Source organism: Marinobacter salinexigens (assembly GCF_008370345.1).
GTDB classification, from domain to species: domain Bacteria; phylum Pseudomonadota; class Gammaproteobacteria; order Pseudomonadales; family Oleiphilaceae; genus Marinobacter; species Marinobacter salinexigens.
This window is the reverse complement of record NZ_VTUU01000001.1, coordinates 95,367-113,279: the sequence shown is the minus strand read 5'-3', so window position 1 is coordinate 113,279 and position 17,913 is coordinate 95,367. Positions and strand designations below refer to the sequence as shown.

Genomic DNA, 17,913 nt, shown 5'->3' with positions numbered 1-17,913 from the left:
AAGCCGGGCCCTGTGCCCGGCTTTTTCATTCTGGCGCCCCCCCGCTCTGAACACCTGTTGCCCCTCCATCGCCGCTACTACACTGCCCCAACCCGATAACCTGACAAAACCTTACGATTCTCTATACTGAACAAAAAACAGCCAATTCATAACTCGGCCATTGGGCAGAAAGGAGTGACGAATCCATGGCTCAAAGTACCGTCCGCAAAAACGATCAGAAGGAGCAGGAACGGCACCCCCACGTGCTGACGTTGCCACTCGACTCTAGCCAGACCGACAGGGAACCCCACAGTTACGAACGCTGGTTGGTGGCAAAACTGATGAGGATGGCAGGGTCACCACCGGTGTGCTTTCAGCTCTGGAATGGCGAGCTCATTGAGCCTGAATCTGACGACGCGCGGTTTACTCTCCACCTGACCGACCCAAAGGCACTCTATTCCCTCGTTGCCAATCCCAATCTCGCATTCGGCGATCTCTACAGTGCCGGGCGACTGGAAGTTGATGGCGACCTGCCGGAACTGCTCGAAGCCCTGTACAGAGCTATCCACAACGCGCGCCGGCAGTGGCCCAGGTGGCTGGATGCGCTGTGGCGCAACCACAACCCCAGGTCGACGGGCATCTCGGAAGCCAAAGAAAACATCCATCACCACTACGATCTCGGCAACCCGTTTTACCAGCTCTGGCTGGATAAGGCGGCCATGCAGTACACCTGCGCCTATTACGAGCGAGCAGACCTGACACTCGAACAGGCTCAGTTGGCAAAACTGGAACACGTTTGCCGAAAACTTCGACTGAAACCAGGGATGAGCGTCGTCGAGGCCGGTTGTGGCTGGGGTGGACTCGCCCGCTACATGGCGCGCCACTATGGCGTTACCGTGCAGTCCTACAACATCTCCCGGGAACAGTTGGCCTACGCCCGTAAAAAAGCCAGCGAAGAGCGGTTGGATCATCTGGTGACCTACATAGAAGATGATTACCGCAATATCGAAGGGCAGTTCGACGCATTCGTTTCTGTCGGCATGCTTGAGCATGTTGGAAAGGAAAACTACCGGGCGTTGTCCGAGCTCATCAAACACTGCCTGAAACCCAACGGTATAGCCCTCATTCACAGCATTGGCCGCAACCACCCCACACTGATGAATGCGTGGATCGAGAAACGGATTTTCCCCGGTGCCTACCCACCCAGTATCGGCGAGCTCATGGAGATCTGTGAACACGGGGAGTTTTCGGTACTGGATGTTGAAAACCTTCGCCTTCACTACGCCCAGACCCTGACACACTGGATGCAGAGGTTTACCGAAAATGAAGAAGAAGTGACAGAGATGTATGACGATCACTTTACCCGAGCCTGGCGTATGTATCTGGCGGGCTCCATTGCTGCCTTCCGGGCCGGCTCCCTCCAACTATTCCAGGTGGTGTTCACCCACGGCGACAATAACCAACTGCCCCAGAGCAGAGCTGATCTTTACTCCTTTCCTGCTGCCCAATAGGAGGACTGATGGACTACTACGATCTGATCATCATTGGCGCGGGCCCCGCAGGTTCCACCCTGGCCCGTGCTCTTCAGGACAGCGGAAAACGTATTCTGATCATTGATAAACAGGCCTTTCCCCGGGACAAGACCTGCGCGGGTTGGGTTACCCCGGCGGTGATGGACGAACTGAAGATCGACCTGGACGATTACAATACAGGGAGAACCCTGCAGCCTATTCGCCGCTTCCGTATCGGCATGATGGGACAGGATGCCGTCGAGAATGATCATGGTGCTATTGTCAGTTTTGGCATTCGTCGCTGTGAGTTTGATGCTTACCTTCTGGATCGCGTGAGCTCACCCAAGGCTCTGGGAACACCGGTCAAAAGCATCGTTCGCAAGGGCGCAAACTGGGTAATCAACGAGACCTGGGAAGCGCCGTTGATCGTTGGTGCAGGAGGCCATTTCTGCCCTGTGGCCCGCCTCCTTGGCGACGGCCCTGGCAGGCACGAGACTGTGGTTGCCGCCAAGGAAGCAGAGTTCGAGATGACAGCCGAACAGGCATCCGTCTGCGAAGCGCGCGGGGACACCCCCGAACTCTGGTTCTGCCGCGATCTTAAAGGCTATGCCTGGGTATTCCGCAAGGGAAACTACCTGAATGTCGGCCTGGGCCGGGAAGACAATCACAAGCTGACCGATCATCTGGAAGCCTTTGTGAAAGAGATGAAAGCCTACGGCCGGATTCCGGACACCGTCCCCGGGCGTTTCAAGGGCCACGCCTACCTTCTCTATGCCCATGCCGAGCGACCGCTGGTGGATGACGGCATTCTGTTGATCGGGGATTCTGCAGGGCTGGCCTACACCCAAAGTGGTGAGGGTATACGCCCGGCGATTGAGTCGGCCTTGATGGCCGCGGATGTTATCCGCAAAGCAGAGGACTGCTCCGCGTCATCCCTGCAGGTATACGGCGATGCCATAGCCGCGCGCTTTGGCAACCGGGCAGCCGAGGATGAGGATGGCTGGCAGGTTCCGGAATGGATGAAACTGGCACTGGCCAGCCCCCTCATGCGCTCCCACTGGTTCACCCGGAAAGTGGTTACCGAGAAGTGGTTTTTACATCAGGGTGTGCCTTTACTGGCCTCTGCGGTCTGACCCCATAAAAAAAAGGTGCCTGAGAAGGCACCTTTCTTGTTCTGCCGGCCGGAATCAGTTGCCGGAAAGCTCAATAACGTCGATGCCGTAGAGCGTCGTCGTTCCGCTGATTTCATTTCCTACCGCCAGCATCGGCTGACCATTCGGGCTGTTATCAGCTGAAATGAAGGCAACACCTTCAGGACCAAGATCACCCGCCATACCCGCTTCAAGATCCGCCTGAGACACAGAGAAATCCCGGTTATTCAGATATTGAACAAACTCCGGGCTCTGGGGATTCGTCACGTCGTAGACCATGATACCGCCCACACGCTCAAGCCCGATAAACGCAAATGTCTGCCCGTTGATTTTACCAACCGTGACCGCCTCAGGCTCCGGCCCCTTGTCGTCAGAGCGGTTGTCGAAGTTGTTCTCATCGTTGGTGGCATTGAAGTTATCGGGCAACAATCTCGCGGTGATGCGTTCGAACTCGCTTCCGCTGTCAAAGACCTGCTGGCCATCCTCAGACCAGATCGAGAAGGAGCGACCACCGTAGGTGTAGATTTCATCATACACGCAGGCAACCTCGACGTCGGTCAGCGGATCGCTGGGATCACAACCATTGCTTACACCCATCGTTGAGGTGACATTGATCCGGCCGAGGTTTTCATCCAACTGCAGAGTGGCCGCATCCGGGAACGCGGTCGCGTCAAGCGTCAGGTCCTTCAGACGGAACTCCTCAGAGAAGCCGTCATAATCCCGGGAGTCACCTTCGTTGGCGGTAATGTAGTAGGTCTTTCCGTTGTAGCTGTAGCTGGAAATGGCATCCGGCATGTACATGCCTTTCACCGGCCAATTACGGATATTGATGCGGTCATCGCGGTTGCTCGCATCCAGTTCATTGCCAATCAGGTTATGGTCTTTGAAGCCCAGAGGAAGGATGTCGGTGATTTCACCGGCTTCAATATCCAGTACGGCGAAGGCATTCGCTTCCTGCAGGGCAATCCACGCCGTCGTGTTGTCCTCAGAAACCGCGATGTACTCAGGCTCAAGGTCCTGAGCGACACTGGCTCCAGGGCCAAACACCCGAACACCGCTGGCTTGCAGGTCTGCCACATTGGCATTAAAGCTTTCAAAGCCCGCAGTAGTCACAGTTGCGCCCGCCACACCAGCGGAAAGATCAACAATGCTGATCGAGCCTACCGGATCAATGCTGTAATCGGCACTCGGCTCACCTTCATTAGCAACCAGAACCTTCTGGCCATCCCGTGTGAAGGTTACCATGTCCGGCAGGGCACCCACTGTGGCTTCACCGACTTTACCCAGGTCTGTCGCGTTATAGAAAACAACCTTGCCCGGGTCCTGTTTCACGTCGGCTTCAATAGCAACTGCCACCAGATCCCCGTAGACAGCAACACTGTTGGCAGAAGCGCCCTCGGCCGTTGCATCAATGGTCTGTAGTAATACCGGCTGGGATGGATCCTGGATATCCAGTACGTCAACGGTAGACGCACCCGCGTTAACAACGAACAGACGCTGATTTGTTGCATCATGGGCAACGATCTCGGCGGCACCGGCGTCAAATACGTCTCCCGGAGCCTGGTAGCTGCCAAGCACACTCAGCTCGATCAGCGTCTTGCTGCTGCCATTAATACCGTCAATGCCATCAACGCCGTTATCACCATCGTCTGTGCAGGCGCTCAGCCCGACTACGGATGAAAGCACGGCAGCGGAAATCAAAGTCTTTCTGAACATCGTTGTTGCCTCGGGAAACGTCAAATGTAGAAATTCCCGACACACGCTAGGCAAGTTTTATGACAAACGGGCTTCAGTTCCGGGTCACCCCAGTGAAAGTTTGATGACCAGAAACAAAGACGGCGACCCTCGGGCCGCCGTCTTCACTACCACCAAATGACAGGCCGGAATTACTGACCCAGGTAGCTACGGTACATCCAGACTGTCTTTTCCTGCTGAGAGATATAGTCGCTCATCAGGGAAACCGTGCCCTCATCTTCCGCATCTCCTGCGAGGCTCAGCAGTTCACGCTGCTTGCCGATGAGCTTGGCAAAACTTTCCACGATGTTAGTCATCGCTTCCTTGCCGTCGGACACGTCTTTGCACTCCTTGACTTCAGAACGCTCAATGTATGAGCTGTAGGAGTGAGTCGGACGATGGCCCAGGGTCAGGACCCGCTCGGCAATTTCATCAACTTTCAGCAGCAGGTCGTTGTAGAGTTCCTCGAACTTCAAATGCAGCTCGAAGAAATCACTACCCTTGATGTTCCAGTGGAACCCGCGAACGTTCATGTAGAAGATCTGGTAGTTCGACAACAGATCATTCAGGGAATCCGCCAACGTTTCCGCTTTCACTGCGTCCAGACCGATGAAGTTCTTGCTCATCAGAAGCCTCCTTGACCGTTAATTAAGTAAATACTGCGTCTAATGTAACCCAGCGCGTCTGCGCCGGAAAGTTTAGATCATTAATACCAGCTATAGCTCAGACCAATATCGAATCCCACCGACTCATAGCTGACAACTATCAAAACCAAGAAATCATTCTATTTAACAACGATTCCTATTTAGCCTTTAATAACAACCATAGACGAACGACGACGGCGGGAGCTGACAATGAGTGCCTTGAAACTGTTTGTGCATAACCACGGAACCCATGGTGACCAGTCGCTGGTAAAAACCATTACTTTCGCTATGACGCACTTTACGGTCGCCTTTACTGTGGCTTACCTGCTGACTGGCGACATCATTGTAGGAAGCCTGATTGCTATGGTGGAGCCCGCCATCAACACCGTGGCCTACTTCTTCCATGAAAGGATCTGGAGTCGACGCCAGCAAAATGCAAGGGCACAACACTCGACGGCTCAGACAATCTGATGGGCACTCAGGTCACCCTCCGTGATCCTCCGTGGGCAACAACGGGGAAATTGTTTTAAACTCTCGGGTCACCGACACTGACCCTGGGGTATCGCATGCAGAACTATTGGCCCGAATTTCTGACCGTGGCACTGGTACATCTTCTCGCCGTCGCCAGCCCCGGTCCGGATTTCGCCGTCATGCTGAAGCAGTCCCTCACCCAGAGCCGCGCCAACGCCCTGCTGACCGCTTGCGGTGTCGGCCTTGCCATTCTTGTACACGTTGGTTACTCCCTCCTTGGTATCGGATTCATCATTCAGCAATCGGTCTGGCTGTTCAGCGTCCTCAAGATCGTGGGTGCGATTTATCTCACCTGGATCGCTTTCCACTGCCTGCGCTCCCGCAGAACGGACATCCATGTAGATGTCACAGCTGACAAAACACAATCTCACTGGGCCGCGTTGCGCCTCGGTTTCCTGACCAATGCCCTGAACCCGAAGGCCACGCTGTTTTTCGTCTCGCTGTTTTCAGTGGTGATCAGCCCTGGCACCCCGATAGCGGTGCAGGCGGGCTACGGTGTTTACATGGCCGTGGCTACCGGGCTGTGGTTCTGCATGGTCGCAACCTTCTTCACTCTGCCCCAGGTCCGCCAGGCCTTTAATCGTTTCGGCCACTGGCTGGACCGCGTCATGGGCGGCATCCTGATTCTCCTGGCCGGACAACTGCTTTTTTCTACAGTGAGCGGATCAGAGACTCCGTCTGTTCCCACCCCAGACACGGATCGGTAATCGAGCAGCCGTAGAGAAGTTCTTCGCCGTCATCCTGCCGACCCGGCTCCAGGAAGCTTTCCAGCATCAGTCCCCGAATGTGGCTGTTGCCGGCCTGACGTTCAGCGACGACTTCCCGCGCGATATCCACCTGCCGATCAGCCACCTTCCGGGCATTGTCGTGGCTGCAATCCACCATGATCGATGGTGACAACCCCGCAGCTGAAAGGCTTTCGGCCGCAGCATTTATGCTGTCAGCGTCGTAGTTTGTGATGCCCCGGCCACCACGAAGTACCAGGTGAGTATCAGGGTTTCCGTTGGTGGTAATCATTACCGGAGCGCCGGAGGCTGACAATCCCATATGGTGATGAGAGTGAGCCGCAGACTTCATGGCATTGATGGCAACGCCGATGCCACCGTCGGTACCGTTTTTGAAACCGGTTGGCATGGGCAGGCCGCTGACCATTTCCCGGTGCACCTGTGACTCAGTAGTGCGGGCGCCAATGGCCGTCCAGCTCACCAGATCACCCAGGTAATCCATCGCCAGCGGACTCAGAGCCTCTGTCGCCAGCGGTAAACCGATACGAGCCAGATTCAGCAGCAACCGTCGTGACCGGACCAGGCCTTCACCCAGGTTTCCAGCACCCGTACGCTCGGGATCGTACAACAGGCCTTTCCAGCCCACAGTGGTCCTGGGCTTTTCCAGGTAGGCACGCATCACTATCAGGAAACGGTCACTGACACTGTCAGCCAGAGCTTTGAGTTTTTCACCGTACTCCAGAGCCGCCACTTCATCATGGACCGAACAGGGGCCTACCACGATAAGCAGTCTGTCATCCTGACCATTAAGAATCCGGCGGATATCCTGTCGCTGCTCCCGGATCTGAAAGCACAAGGCATCATCGATCGGTAGCGTCTGGTGAAGTTCCAGCACCGTAGGCAGAGCAGTCTCCCCACGTTGCGGGCGCTCAGACTCCGGTTGGAGACGTGTTTCTGCTGGTAGAGGCATGTTCATGTCGGTTTTCCATTTTCCCTGTATCAGAATCAAAAAAGCCCCGGCTGGGCTACCAGTCGGGGCTTTTTGAGTCCGGTGGCAGCCTGGGTGTTTCCGGGCTGCCTTCCTCGTATGTTCGGTCGATGAAGATCTATGGGCGGCCCGGGTTCTGGCTAAAATAAAAGCCATAACCAAACCACCAGAAAAACACAGCAGCGACCGCAGCTATCGATTTCTCACCGAAAGCTTGCAGAACATTCAATTGACAGGTCGTGTGTGTCGTCTTCATGCTTTTCAATATATACCTCCGGTTTTCCACTTGGCAACCCGTGATCCGGATTTTTTCCAGGCGCCGTCCCAGGAGTTCACATGTCCCCGCTCTTCCAACGCCCGTTCGCAGCCACCAGATTTCCTCTGTTCATGGGGTTTCTGCTATTCGCAGCCATGCTGATGGTAAGCGCTCAGGCTCTGGCTGAAGCCCGGGTTTATGAGCTCGGCAACCGGTCGGCTGAAGATGTCGCCGACCAGATTCGGCCCCTGTATCAGAGCACCCCCATCACCATCTCTGCACGCGGCCAGCAACTTATTGTCCGGGGCGAGCCCCAGCTGCTGGATGAAATCGGTACATTGGTCGAAACCATGGACGTAGCCCCGGCACAGCTGAGAATTACGGTGCGCTCATCAGAGGATATCGGGGGAAAACGGTCCGGAGCAGGTGTGAGCGGAACGGAGAACCAGATCGGTGTGACCGTAGAACGAAAGGTCATAAGTACCGGTAACCAAAGGCAACGCTCGCTGATCGTGCAGGATGGTCAGTCTGCCCATATTACTTCAGGGAAGATCCGGACATTGCCCCTAGCTGTTCGGGGCGGGCGAAATCCTGCGGCCATTCTTCAACAGGTCGAAACCCGAAGCGGTTTCCTGGTAAGTCCGCAGGTGATATCCAGCCAGACCATAGAACTCAACATCATGTCGTTTGAAGAAGATCCCGCAGCCATGCAGGGATACGAAACCGAGGCGGTCATGACTATTCGCCGGGTGGAGCCAGGGCAGTGGGTGTCCCTGGGCAGTATTTCCAGCCAGTCGAGCCGTCAGCAGTCCGGCATCACCTACAGTATCAACAGCAACCAGCAGAGCAATCGGAGCTTTGACGTTAAGGTGGATATCCTGCCCTGACCTTCAGGACCGGTATTTTCTCAGCAGGATCGCCTTGGCATCATTGATTTTGGCCGCCAGGTAATCGTTACCGCCACGATCCGGGTGCAGTTTCTGGATCAGGCGTCGATGGGCGCTGATGATGTCTGATTCTGAGCATCCCAGCTGCAACCCGAGTATCTCGCAGGCCTCCGCTTCTGACATGGCACCGGAAGGGTTGGCCCCGGCCTGTCGATGATTGTCTCGACCATCTTCGGTTGATCCGCTGTCTGCGCTTCCGAGAAACCGTTTAAAAGCCGGCAGGTGTTCAAGCAGCGATGGCAGCTTTCGTAACAAAGGCAATAATGCAGCAACAGCAGCGGTCAATACGTGCACCCTTCCGGTTAAAACCATAAACAGCAGAAGTGCCCCCCCCACCACCAGCACGGACTTCCAGATCGCCGACTTTTGTTTTTCCGGAGACAGGGCTCCCCACTGTTTCAGGATGAAAAAGACGGCCGCTGCGAGCGCGATACCGAGAATCCACTGCATGAACTGATCCTTGAATCATTACCGGTCGTTATTCTGTCACTGACCCCGGGGACAATACCAGCATCAGCTGAATAGTCCTTATGGAAGAGATTAAAGCCGCACCAATCCAGAGTTGGCCAGGAAATTTAACCGGAAATGCTGACAAACCGGTGACAAGCATCCTGCTAGTTTTATAGGATGCTAGGTTTTATGACAGTCAATTAATCCAAAGTGGACTCAATATCAAAGAAGTCCATGACCGATCGGCCAGGGAAAGGCGATCCTCATCGCCCCGCCCAGCCGCTCAGCACCAGACACAATACCGATTTCCAGGACCTGAATTATGCGTACTGCTTCCCGCTTCGTAATCGTCATCATACTGCTTGGCGTAGTGCTCGGTGGAATCTTTGGCTACAAGATCTACCAGTTCGGTCAATTCCAGCAAATGATGGGCAAACCCCAGCCTCCCCTGGAAATTTCCGCAACCCAGGCCACCGTTGAGAAGTGGACACCCGCCATTAAAGCGGTTGGCAGCGTTGAGGCAGTCAATGGCATTGAAGTGGCGAACGAAGTGGCCGGTGTCATTGAGAAGATCAATTTCGAATCCGGCGATCAGGTTAAACAGGGAGATGTCCTGATCCGGATCGACTCTGCCATTGATGACGCAGCGCTGCGCACCCGTCGCGCGGAGGCCCAGCTCGCCGAGCAGGAGTTCAAGCGGGTTTCGGATCTTCTACCCAAGCGCGCGGTATCCCAGTCCCAATACGACGAAGCCAAGGCAAATTATGATGCAGCCCGCGCTCGGGTAAACGAGGCCGAGGCGGAGCTCAGCAAGAAGATTATCCGTGCCCCGTTCGACGGGACGCTGGGTATTCGTATGGTTGACCAGGGCGAATACATCGCAACCGGCACACCGATCGTCGAGATCAACATGCTTGACCCAATCTACGTCGACTACACGTTGTCAGAGAAGAACCTGCCAAACGTCGCGACCGGTTACCCGGTTGCCGTGTCCGTTGCAGCCATACCCAACGAAAAGTTTGAGGGCAAAGTCAGCGCCATCAACACATCAGTCAATCCGGAAACGCGGACTGTCCGCATTCGCGCCACCCTGGACAACCCGGGCGGCCTTCTGCGACCGGGTATGTTTGCCACCGTTCAGACTCAGCAACCGAATGACAATGAGGTGATCACGGTGCCTCGTACAGCCATTTCCTTTAATACCTACGGAGATTTCGTGTTCGTTGTCGCCGAGAACGATGACGGACAACTGGTGGTTAACCGGCGCACCATCCAGTCCGGCGAGACCCGGGATGGCCGTGCATCCGTTGTTAGTGGGCTTGAGGCCGGAGAAACGGTCGTCGCCAAGGGGCTCCTTCGTCTGAGAGCAGGCCAGAGCGTGGTCATCCAGGACGAGGCCGAGCAGCCAGAGGGAGCAGCTGAATAATGCGTTTCACCGACATTTTCATCCACCGTCCGGTACTCGCGACGGTGGTCAGCCTCCTTATCCTGCTGCTCGGTGCCCGGGCCGCCATGGAAATGGAGATTCGCCAGTATCCGGAACTGGAAAGCACGACCGTAACGGTCACCACAGCTTATCCAGGTGCCAGTTCAGACCTGATCAAGGGATTTATTACCACACCGCTGCAGCAGGCCATTGCGGAAGCCAGTGGTATCGATTACCTGACCTCCACCAGCTCCCAGGGCCAGTCCACCATTGAAGCCAAGATGGTGCTGAACTATGACGCCAACGCGGCATTGGCAGAAATCCAGGCCAAGGTCGCAAGTCAGCGCAACGTGCTGCCGTCCGAAGCTCAGGATCCCGTCATCAGTTCGACGACCGGTGACTCTACTGCGCTGATGTACATTGCCTTTTACAGCAACGAATTGGCCGTACCGCAGATTACCGACTACCTGACCCGAGTGGTTCAGCCCAAGCTGCAGGCGCTGTCAGGCGTTGGTAAAGCCGAACTGTTGGGCCGCAAATTCGCGCTCAGGGTATGGCTTGATCCGGAGCGTCTCGCCGCCGTCGACATGACACCCACAGAAGTGGTCGCCAAGCTAAGGGCCAACAACTACCAGGCCGCAGTTGGTAACACCAAGGGCCGGTATACCGAAATCAGCATGACCAGCGATACCGACGTGGCCGACCCGGACGAATTCCGGAACCTCGTTGTAAAGCAGGCCAACGGAACCCAGATCCGGCTACAGGACATCGCCCGCGTGGAGCTGGGCTCGGAGAGCTATGACCAGTTGGCGCTCTACAAGGGCCAACCGGCGACCTATGTGGCCATTGAGCTGGCCCCGGGGGCCAACCCGTTGACCGTAGCGGATCTGGTCAAAGACGAACTTCCGGACATTCAGTCCCAGCTACCATCAGGTCTGGATGTCCGACTCGCCTACGACGCCTCGGACTTTATCGAGGACTCCATCAACGAAGTGATCAGCACGCTTATCGAAGCGTTGATCATCGTACTGGTGGTGGTTTTCCTGTGCCTTGGCTCTATTCGGGCATCTGTGGTTCCCTCCGTTGCCGTGCCCTTGTCACTGATTGGTGGCGCATTCATCATGCTGATGTTCGGTTTTTCCCTGAACCTGCTGACCCTGCTCTCCATGGTGCTCGCTATCGGCCTGGTGGTGGATGACGCCATCATCATGGTGGAGAACGTCCACCGACACATCGAACAGGGCGAATCCCGCTTCGATGCCGCCATCAACGGCGCCCGGGAAATGGCAGTCCCAATCATCGCGATGACCACCACACTGGTTGCGGTCTACGCTCCGATCGGTTTCATGGGTGGCCTTGTCGGCTCCCTGTTTACCGAGTTTGCCTTCACTCTTGCAGGCACCGTGGTGATTTCGGGGATTGTGGCGCTGACGCTGTCGCCCATGCTTTCCGGCAAGATCCTCAAGCCTCATGGTGATCCGGGCAAATTCGAGCAACTGGTGGAGAAGACCTTCAGTGGTCTCGCCAACGGATACAAGTCGGCACTGAGTTCACTGATGGAAACCAAGTCCGTCGTGGTCTTTTTTGCCCTCGTGGTACTGGCTTCCATCTACTTCATGCTGATGATGAGCCAGAACGAACTGGCGCCTACAGAAGATCAGGGCATCCTGTTCTATCAGGGGCTCGGCCCCCAGACATCCACCCTGGACTATCTGCGGGAACACGGTGACGAGGTACAGCAGCGAATGTCGACGGTTCCAGGCTATAACGAGGATTTCATGATTCTCGGCATTACCAGCCCGAACGCCGTCTTCGGCGGCTTCAAGCTGGCGCCCTGGAGCCAGCGGGACATCAGCCAGTTCGAGGTACAGCCATTACTCGACGCCGAGCTTAAAAAGGTTACCGGGCTGCAAACCGCCGTATTCCCTCGCCCCTCATTACCTGGCTCAGGTGGTGGTCTGCCATTCCAGTTCGTCATCACCACCGGTAGCGGCTATGAGCAACTGGATCAGGTCGCGGATGAATTGCTTGGCCGGGCCATGGCCAGCGGCAACTTCATGTTCTTGCAGAAGTCCATCAACTTCGACAGGCCGGTTACCCGCATCAACGTGGATCGGGACCGGGTCGCTGATCTCGGGCTTTCAATGCAGGACGTTGGTCAGTCTCTCTCCAGTATGCTGGGCGGCGGTTATATCAACCGGTTCAGCATGGAAGGCCGTTCCTACCAGGTGATCCCCCAGGTTGATCAGAATTTCCGCCTGGACGAACAGGCGCTGAATGATTACTACATTCGCGCAGATACCGGTGACCTGATCCCGCTCAGCAGCGTGGTGAGCTTCAGCCACGATATCGAGCCCTCCAACAGAACCCAGTTCAACCAGCAGAACTCTCTGACACTCCAGGGCGTTGTCATGCCGGGTGTTGCAGCGGGCACTGCCATGGACTTTATGGAGCAGACCGCCGCGGAGGTATTCCCCCAGGGATTCTCCTACGATTACACCGGCCAGAGCAGGCAACTGGCCACGCAGGGCAGTGCGCTGGTGGTTACATTCTTCCTGTCACTGCTGGTTATTTATCTGGTGCTGGCCGCTCAGTTTGAAAGCTGGCGGGACCCGCTCATCATCCTGGTCTCGGTGCCCATGTCAGTCGCCGGTGCGATGGCCTTCATTGTGCTCGGATTCACAACCGTCAACATCTATACCCAGGTTGGTCTGATCACGCTGATTGGGGTTGTGTCAAAGAACGGCATCCTGATTGTGGAGTTTGCCAACCAGTTACAGGTCGAGAAAGGCATGAACAAGGTCAAGGCCGTCATCGAGGCAGCGGCGATCCGGCTGCGACCGATCATCATGACGTCACTGGCGCTGATCTTTGCCATGGTTCCCCTGCTCATAGCTATCGGAGCGGGCGCAGAAAGCCGCTTTGCCATCGGCCTGACCATCAGTGCCGGCCTGGGCATCGGCACGCTGTTCACGCTGTTTGTGCTACCGGCGTTCTATATCCTGCTGGCACGGGATCACAACAGAACAACCCACTAGAGCTGCAGTAACACAAGCCCGGCCGCGACAAAGCGACCGGGCTTTTTTTTTTGTTCAGGCAAGGTGCCGGAGATGGGCAGCAGGCGCGTCAGATCTCACCAGCTTGCGCCGCCACTGAACGGTTTCGCGGGGCAATTCACCAAAGTGTTCACGGTACAGAGCCGCGAACCGCCCAAGGTGAGTAAAGCCTTCGTCGGCGGCATACCAAGAGATATGGGGCACATCACACTGACAATCCACGAGACGTCGTCTTACCCGGGTTAGTCTGCTGCGCTGGAAATACCGATAGGGCGTCATACCCGTCTGGCGTTTCATCAGATAGTAGAGATTGCGTTCGCTGACACCGGAGTGGAGAGCCAGCTCCTTGAGGTCAAATTCCCAATCAGCCTGCTGGTCAATTTTTTCGATTACCCGAAGAACTCGCCGGTCGTCCACCAGAGGGAGGGGAACAACCTTCGGGGCTGCGCCGCTCATCACATCCACCAGTGCGTTCAGGACAATGCCAGTCTGGACTTCCGCGTGCTGATGATCCCGGAAAAAGCGGACCTGCTGAAGGTATTGTGCAAGCAGTCGCGAAAGTTCGTTTAAACCTTCCTCACTCGGATTGACCGGGCTGCCAGCAAGTAGCTCTGGCTCAGGCTTCACGATAAGTAACTGGCTACCGGCGCTCATCCGGACACGTGCCCGTGCCGTTGGCGGCAGAATCGCCAGCCCGTCGAGCGCTTGCCACTCTCCCCCTGGCACTGAAAATCCAATGGCGCCGCTGACGGGAACCACCACCTTCAGGCACCGGTTCCGGTTCACGGAAAAATCGAACCCGCTCGCGCCATGCAGAACCACCACGCTACCGTTTTCGACCTCAAGCGCAGCAATAGCACCAATCATGGACTGGTTACCAGAACACCTGCACTGAAGCTCTTCACCGGCAAACAGCGCGCGCGCAGCAGCCAGCCACTCCTCCGGTGATGCGCGATTCAGCTTCAGGTAAGACGCCAGTTCAAGGGTGGGACATTCATTCGGCATATCAGTACAGCAAATCCAAAATTTCCTAATACTCGTCCACTATACGGGTTACACCTAGCCATATATTGCAAAGCCTGAACCTACCTGCACCTTTTCCTCCCGGCTTTGATCCTGGTCAATCAACAGCACTGCCTGCTCACCAGCCATTTTCTCCAGATGCTGTGTGACAAACCGATTTCCATCGCCGGAAGCAGCGGGGATGGCAAGCAGCAATTCCCCGAACCGGCACAATAGGGTAGTCTGGCGGTCTATTCTGGCTTTGACGCAAAAGACAACCAACACCGTGACACTTGGAACTTTATTCTGGCTGTTTCTGGCCGCGACCGTCGTCTGGTACTGGTGGCGGGCCAAGGCTATCAAGGACTTCGTCCTCCAGGCCGCAAGGCAGTACTGTAAAAGCATGGACGTGATGTTGCTGGACGACGCCGTGTATCTGCGCGGCGTTTGGTTCAAGCGGGACCAGGACGGAAAAATTCGGGTATGGCGACGCTTTCTGTTTGATTTCACCTCAACCGGTGAAGAGCGTTATACCGGCCGCGTCATCATGCTGGGCCAGCGTATTCTGCATATGGAGCTGGCCCCTCATCGTTTCTGAACCCCCGCCCCGAAACAATCAGTTACAGGGCTGAAACCTGTTTGTCACAATTCTGTAGCATTCTGACCTCCTTCCAGATTCACCCGGAAATAAGGACTCCGAATGCTGACCCTCCTGTCTCACCTGCGCCTCTCCGCAAGACGCCTGGCATTGCCGCTACTGAGCCCGTTGATACTGGCTTTACCGCTGAGCGCCCAGGCAAATGACCTAGAAATTCACGGTTCCAACACCATTGGTGCCAGACTGGCCCCCATGCTGATGACGGCTTACCTTCAGCAATCCGCGACGGGCAAAGTCACCGAACGCCCGAATGGCAAAGAAAACGAAAAGCTCCTGCTGGCGAACGCCAACGGCAAGCCGGTACGGGTCCTGGTAGCCGCACACGGCTCAAGTACCGGGTACAAGGCATTGGCCGCAAACCGCGCCGACATCTGGGCATCATCCCGACCTGCCAAAGACTCCGAGATCGGAGCCTTGAAATCTCGGGCGGATCTTACCGCGCCGGACAGCGAACACGTTATTGCTATTGACGGCCTTGCCGTACTGGTTCATCCCGCCAACCCGGTGAACGAACTGAGCATTGATACCCTGGGCAAGATCTTTGCCGGCGAGATTCGCAACTGGTCGGAGATAGGCGGTTCCGACAGTCCGATTCACCTCTACGCCCGTGATGATCGCTCCGGCACCTGGGACACCTTCAAGAGCCTTGTGCTGGGCAAAACCTACAAGCTGGATGCATCAGCAAAGCGTTTTGAATCCAATGACCAACTGTCTGACAGCGTCAGCCAGGACGCTTCCGCCATCGGTTTTGCCGGCCTGGCCTCGGTCCGCGACAGCAAGGTGCTGGCTATCTCCGACGGAAATGCACCGGCCCTCAAACCCACACAGTTGACCGTTGCCAGTGAAGACTACCCACTGGCCCGGCGTTTGTTCATGTACAGCCCCGGCCAGAAAACCCAAAAGATGGCCGCCGACTTCCTGGAATTTGCGCAAAGCGAAGAGGGGCAGGCCATTGTCTCCCGGTCCGGCTTCATTTCTCAGAATCCAATGGCCGTCAAACCCAACTTCGACGATTCCGTCCCCGCGTCCTTCCAGCGACTTACCGCAAACTACAGCCGCCTGACGGTCAATTTCCGCTTCTCGAAAGGGCGAACCAAGCTCGACAACAAGGCCCAACGGGACTTGAAGCGGGTGGCGGACTACCTCTCAAGGGAGCACCTGACCGCCGGTGAGCTGCTATTGATCGGCTTTGCCGACCAGCAGAGCAACGAACTCCGTGCCCAGATGATTTCCGAGCTTCGGGCACTGTCTGTCAGCAAAGCCCTTAAAGATCACGGCATTCCCGAAGCGGCCTATACCGGCTACGGCCAGTACATGCCCGTAGGAACCGCCGGCGGAAACTCCGGGCAACAACGTAACGGCCGGGTCGAGGTGTGGGTACGTAACCACTGACTCCGTTGCGCCAGGCCACCGCGCGGAAAATGCCATGGCCTGGCGCCCTTCCACTAAAGTCGACCGGAAATATTCGGCAATCCCCTATCCCCCACCCCGTCACAGATATGTTTGGGTTCCCTATACTGATGGAGTCACATCCAACCAACAGACAGGGACAATGGACATACATTCCGATCATCGATACGCGATCAACCTGAACGTGCGGGGCATCCTGCCCTCTTCCACACTGCGCATCAACGAGTTGAGCAACCAGCTCAAATCTGAAGGCAAAGACATCATCAAACTCGGCCTCGGGCAGTCGCCATTCCCGGTGCCCGACCGTGTTGTCGAAGCGCTGAAGAGTCATGCCCATGAAAAAGACTACCTGCCGGTAAAAGGCCTGAAAGGGCTCCGCGAGTCTATTGCAGGCTACATCAACCGCAGTCAGCGTATCCGCTGCACCTGGGAGGATGTACTGATCGGCCCCGGTTCCAAGGAGCTTCTGTTTATCCTCCAGCTCGCCTACTACGGCGACCTGCTGATCCCCCGACCGAGCTGGGTTTCCTACGCACCACAAGCCAGGATCATCGGCCGTTCCGTGCACTGGTTGCCCACCCACGCTGCGAACAACTGGCAACTCACAGCGGAAGAGCTGGACATTATCTGCCGGGACGACCCAACCCGCCCGCGCATCCTGATTCTGAACTACCCGTCCAACCCGACCGGTTGCACCTACACCGACGATCAGCTGCTGGCCATTGCCAACGTGGCCCGCAAGTACAAACTGATCCTGCTGTCGGATGAGATTTATGGCGAAGTACACTTTGAGGGCCAGCATAAATCCATCGCCCGCTATTACCCGGAAGGCACAATCATCAGCACCGGCCTCAGCAAATGGGCCGGCGCCGGAGGCTGGCGTCTGGGTTCGTTCATTTTCCCACCGGAACTGCGGCCACTGCTGGATGCGATGGCAATCATCGCCAGTGAGACCTTCACGTCCACCAGCGCCCCGATCCAGTATGCGGCGATTTCAGCGTTCAACGGCGGCGAGGATATTGACGATTACCTGATTCATTCACGGCGGGTACTCAAGGTCATTGGTGAATATATCCATCGCCGTCTTGGCGAGATGGGCGCGGTTGTCCAGAAGCCCCAGGGCGCGTTCTACCTGTTCCCGGATTTCTCGGCATTTCGTGACCGCCTGGACCGTAAAGACATCAAGACCAGCCAGGCGTTCTGTCAGGCTCTGCTTGAAAACACCGGCGTTGCCATCCTGCCGGCCAGCGATTTCGGCTTCGTACCGGATCACCTTGCCGCACGTCTGGCATTTGTGGACTTCGACGGCACCGAAGCGCTGAAACTGTCCGCCGGTGAATATGCAGCGCAGGATCTGGGCGATGAATTCGTGATCCAGGCCTGTCCGCGACTGGTGAAAGCCATGGACAAGATGGAGCACTGGCTGAACAGCCTCTGACACCATC

At 56.3% G+C, this 17,913-nt stretch carries 15 protein-coding genes; 10 read left to right on the top strand and 5 right to left on the bottom strand.

Annotation, left to right across the window (positions count from 1 at the left end; all coding sequences use genetic code 11):
* Positions 1–185: 185 nt before the first annotated feature.
* Positions 186–1,490 (top strand): SAM-dependent methyltransferase, encoded by a 1,305-nt coding sequence (locus FWJ25_RS00545; protein WP_149598302.1) that lies wholly within the window; start codon positions 186–188, stop codon positions 1,488–1,490.
* An 8-nt stretch (positions 1,491–1,498) separates the two neighbouring features.
* On the top strand, positions 1,499–2,623 hold the full coding sequence (locus tag FWJ25_RS00540) for an NAD(P)/FAD-dependent oxidoreductase (protein WP_149598301.1): 1,125 nt from the start codon (positions 1,499–1,501) through the stop codon (positions 2,621–2,623).
* Positions 2,624–2,677: 54 nt separating this feature from the next.
* On the opposite strand, the gene FWJ25_RS00535 is transcribed toward FWJ25_RS00540, so the two are convergent.
* Positions 2,678–4,357, bottom strand: a complete 1,680-nt coding sequence (locus FWJ25_RS00535; RefSeq protein WP_149598300.1) for a choice-of-anchor I family protein — start codon at positions 4,355–4,357, stop codon at positions 2,678–2,680.
* A 170-nt stretch (positions 4,358–4,527) separates the two neighbouring features.
* Positions 4,528–5,001: a Dps family protein gene (locus FWJ25_RS00530; protein ID WP_149598299.1), complete on the bottom strand. Its 474-nt coding sequence runs from the start codon at positions 4,999–5,001 to the stop codon at positions 4,528–4,530.
* Between the two features lie 228 nt (positions 5,002–5,229).
* Here FWJ25_RS00530 and FWJ25_RS00525 point away from each other — a divergent pair, with 228 nt between their 5' ends.
* Together FWJ25_RS00525 and FWJ25_RS00520 are read left to right on the top strand one after the other, a co-directional pair.
* Positions 5,230–5,490 carry a DUF2061 domain-containing protein gene (locus FWJ25_RS00525; protein WP_149598298.1) on the top strand — a complete coding sequence of 87 codons (261 nt, stop codon included), beginning with the start codon at positions 5,230–5,232 and terminating at the stop codon, positions 5,488–5,490.
* A 95-nt stretch (positions 5,491–5,585) separates the two neighbouring features.
* Complete coding sequence (locus tag FWJ25_RS00520; protein WP_149598297.1) at positions 5,586–6,257, top strand: LysE family translocator; 672 nt, start codon at positions 5,586–5,588, stop codon at positions 6,255–6,257.
* Here the strand turns inward: FWJ25_RS00520 and FWJ25_RS00515 are convergent.
* Entirely contained in the window at positions 6,202–7,251 is a 1,050-nt protein-coding gene (locus FWJ25_RS00515; protein ID WP_149598296.1) for a 3-deoxy-7-phosphoheptulonate synthase, read from the bottom strand. The two genes, FWJ25_RS00520 and FWJ25_RS00515, sit on opposite strands and share 56 nt — an antisense overlap.
* A 348-nt stretch (positions 7,252–7,599) precedes the next feature.
* Between FWJ25_RS00515 and FWJ25_RS00510 the strand changes: the two genes are divergently transcribed.
* Positions 7,600–8,406 carry a secretin N-terminal domain-containing protein gene (locus FWJ25_RS00510; RefSeq protein WP_438616547.1) on the top strand — a complete coding sequence of 269 codons (807 nt, stop codon included), beginning with the start codon at positions 7,600–7,602 and terminating at the stop codon, positions 8,404–8,406.
* Positions 8,407–8,409: 3 nt separating this feature from the next.
* On the opposite strand, the gene FWJ25_RS00505 is transcribed toward FWJ25_RS00510, so the two are convergent.
* On the bottom strand, positions 8,410–8,916 hold the full coding sequence (locus FWJ25_RS00505) for a J domain-containing protein (protein WP_149598295.1): 507 nt from the start codon (positions 8,914–8,916) through the stop codon (positions 8,410–8,412).
* 322 nt (positions 8,917–9,238) lie between these two features.
* On the opposite strand from FWJ25_RS00505, the gene FWJ25_RS00500 reads away from it, so the two are divergent.
* On the top strand, positions 9,239–10,342 hold the full coding sequence (locus tag FWJ25_RS00500; protein ID WP_149598294.1) for an efflux RND transporter periplasmic adaptor subunit: 1,104 nt from the start codon (positions 9,239–9,241) through the stop codon (positions 10,340–10,342).
* Positions 10,342–13,380, top strand: coding sequence for an efflux RND transporter permease subunit (locus FWJ25_RS00495; protein ID WP_149598293.1), 3,039 nt, complete (start codon positions 10,342–10,344; stop codon positions 13,378–13,380). Before FWJ25_RS00500 ends, FWJ25_RS00495 begins: the two co-directional genes overlap by 1 nt.
* A 54-nt stretch (positions 13,381–13,434) precedes the next feature.
* Here FWJ25_RS00495 and FWJ25_RS00490 read toward each other — a convergent pair whose 3' ends face one another.
* Positions 13,435–14,403 (bottom strand): helix-turn-helix domain-containing protein, encoded by a 969-nt coding sequence (locus FWJ25_RS00490; RefSeq protein ID WP_149598292.1) that lies wholly within the window; start codon positions 14,401–14,403, stop codon positions 13,435–13,437.
* A gap of 283 nt (positions 14,404–14,686) precedes the next feature.
* On the opposite strand from FWJ25_RS00490, the gene FWJ25_RS00485 reads away from it, so the two are divergent.
* The 3 genes from FWJ25_RS00485 (at position 14,687) to FWJ25_RS00475 (ending at position 17,906) form a co-directional block, all read left to right on the top strand.
* Positions 14,687–14,998, top strand: coding sequence for a DUF3301 domain-containing protein (locus tag FWJ25_RS00485; RefSeq protein WP_149598291.1), 312 nt, complete (start codon positions 14,687–14,689; stop codon positions 14,996–14,998).
* Between the two features lie 102 nt (positions 14,999–15,100).
* Entirely contained in the window at positions 15,101–16,450 is a 1,350-nt protein-coding gene (locus FWJ25_RS00480) for a substrate-binding domain-containing protein (protein WP_149598290.1), read from the top strand.
* A gap of 160 nt (positions 16,451–16,610) precedes the next feature.
* Entirely contained in the window at positions 16,611–17,906 is a 1,296-nt protein-coding gene (locus tag FWJ25_RS00475) for a pyridoxal phosphate-dependent aminotransferase (protein ID WP_149598289.1), read from the top strand.
* Positions 17,907–17,913: the final 7 nt, after the last annotated feature.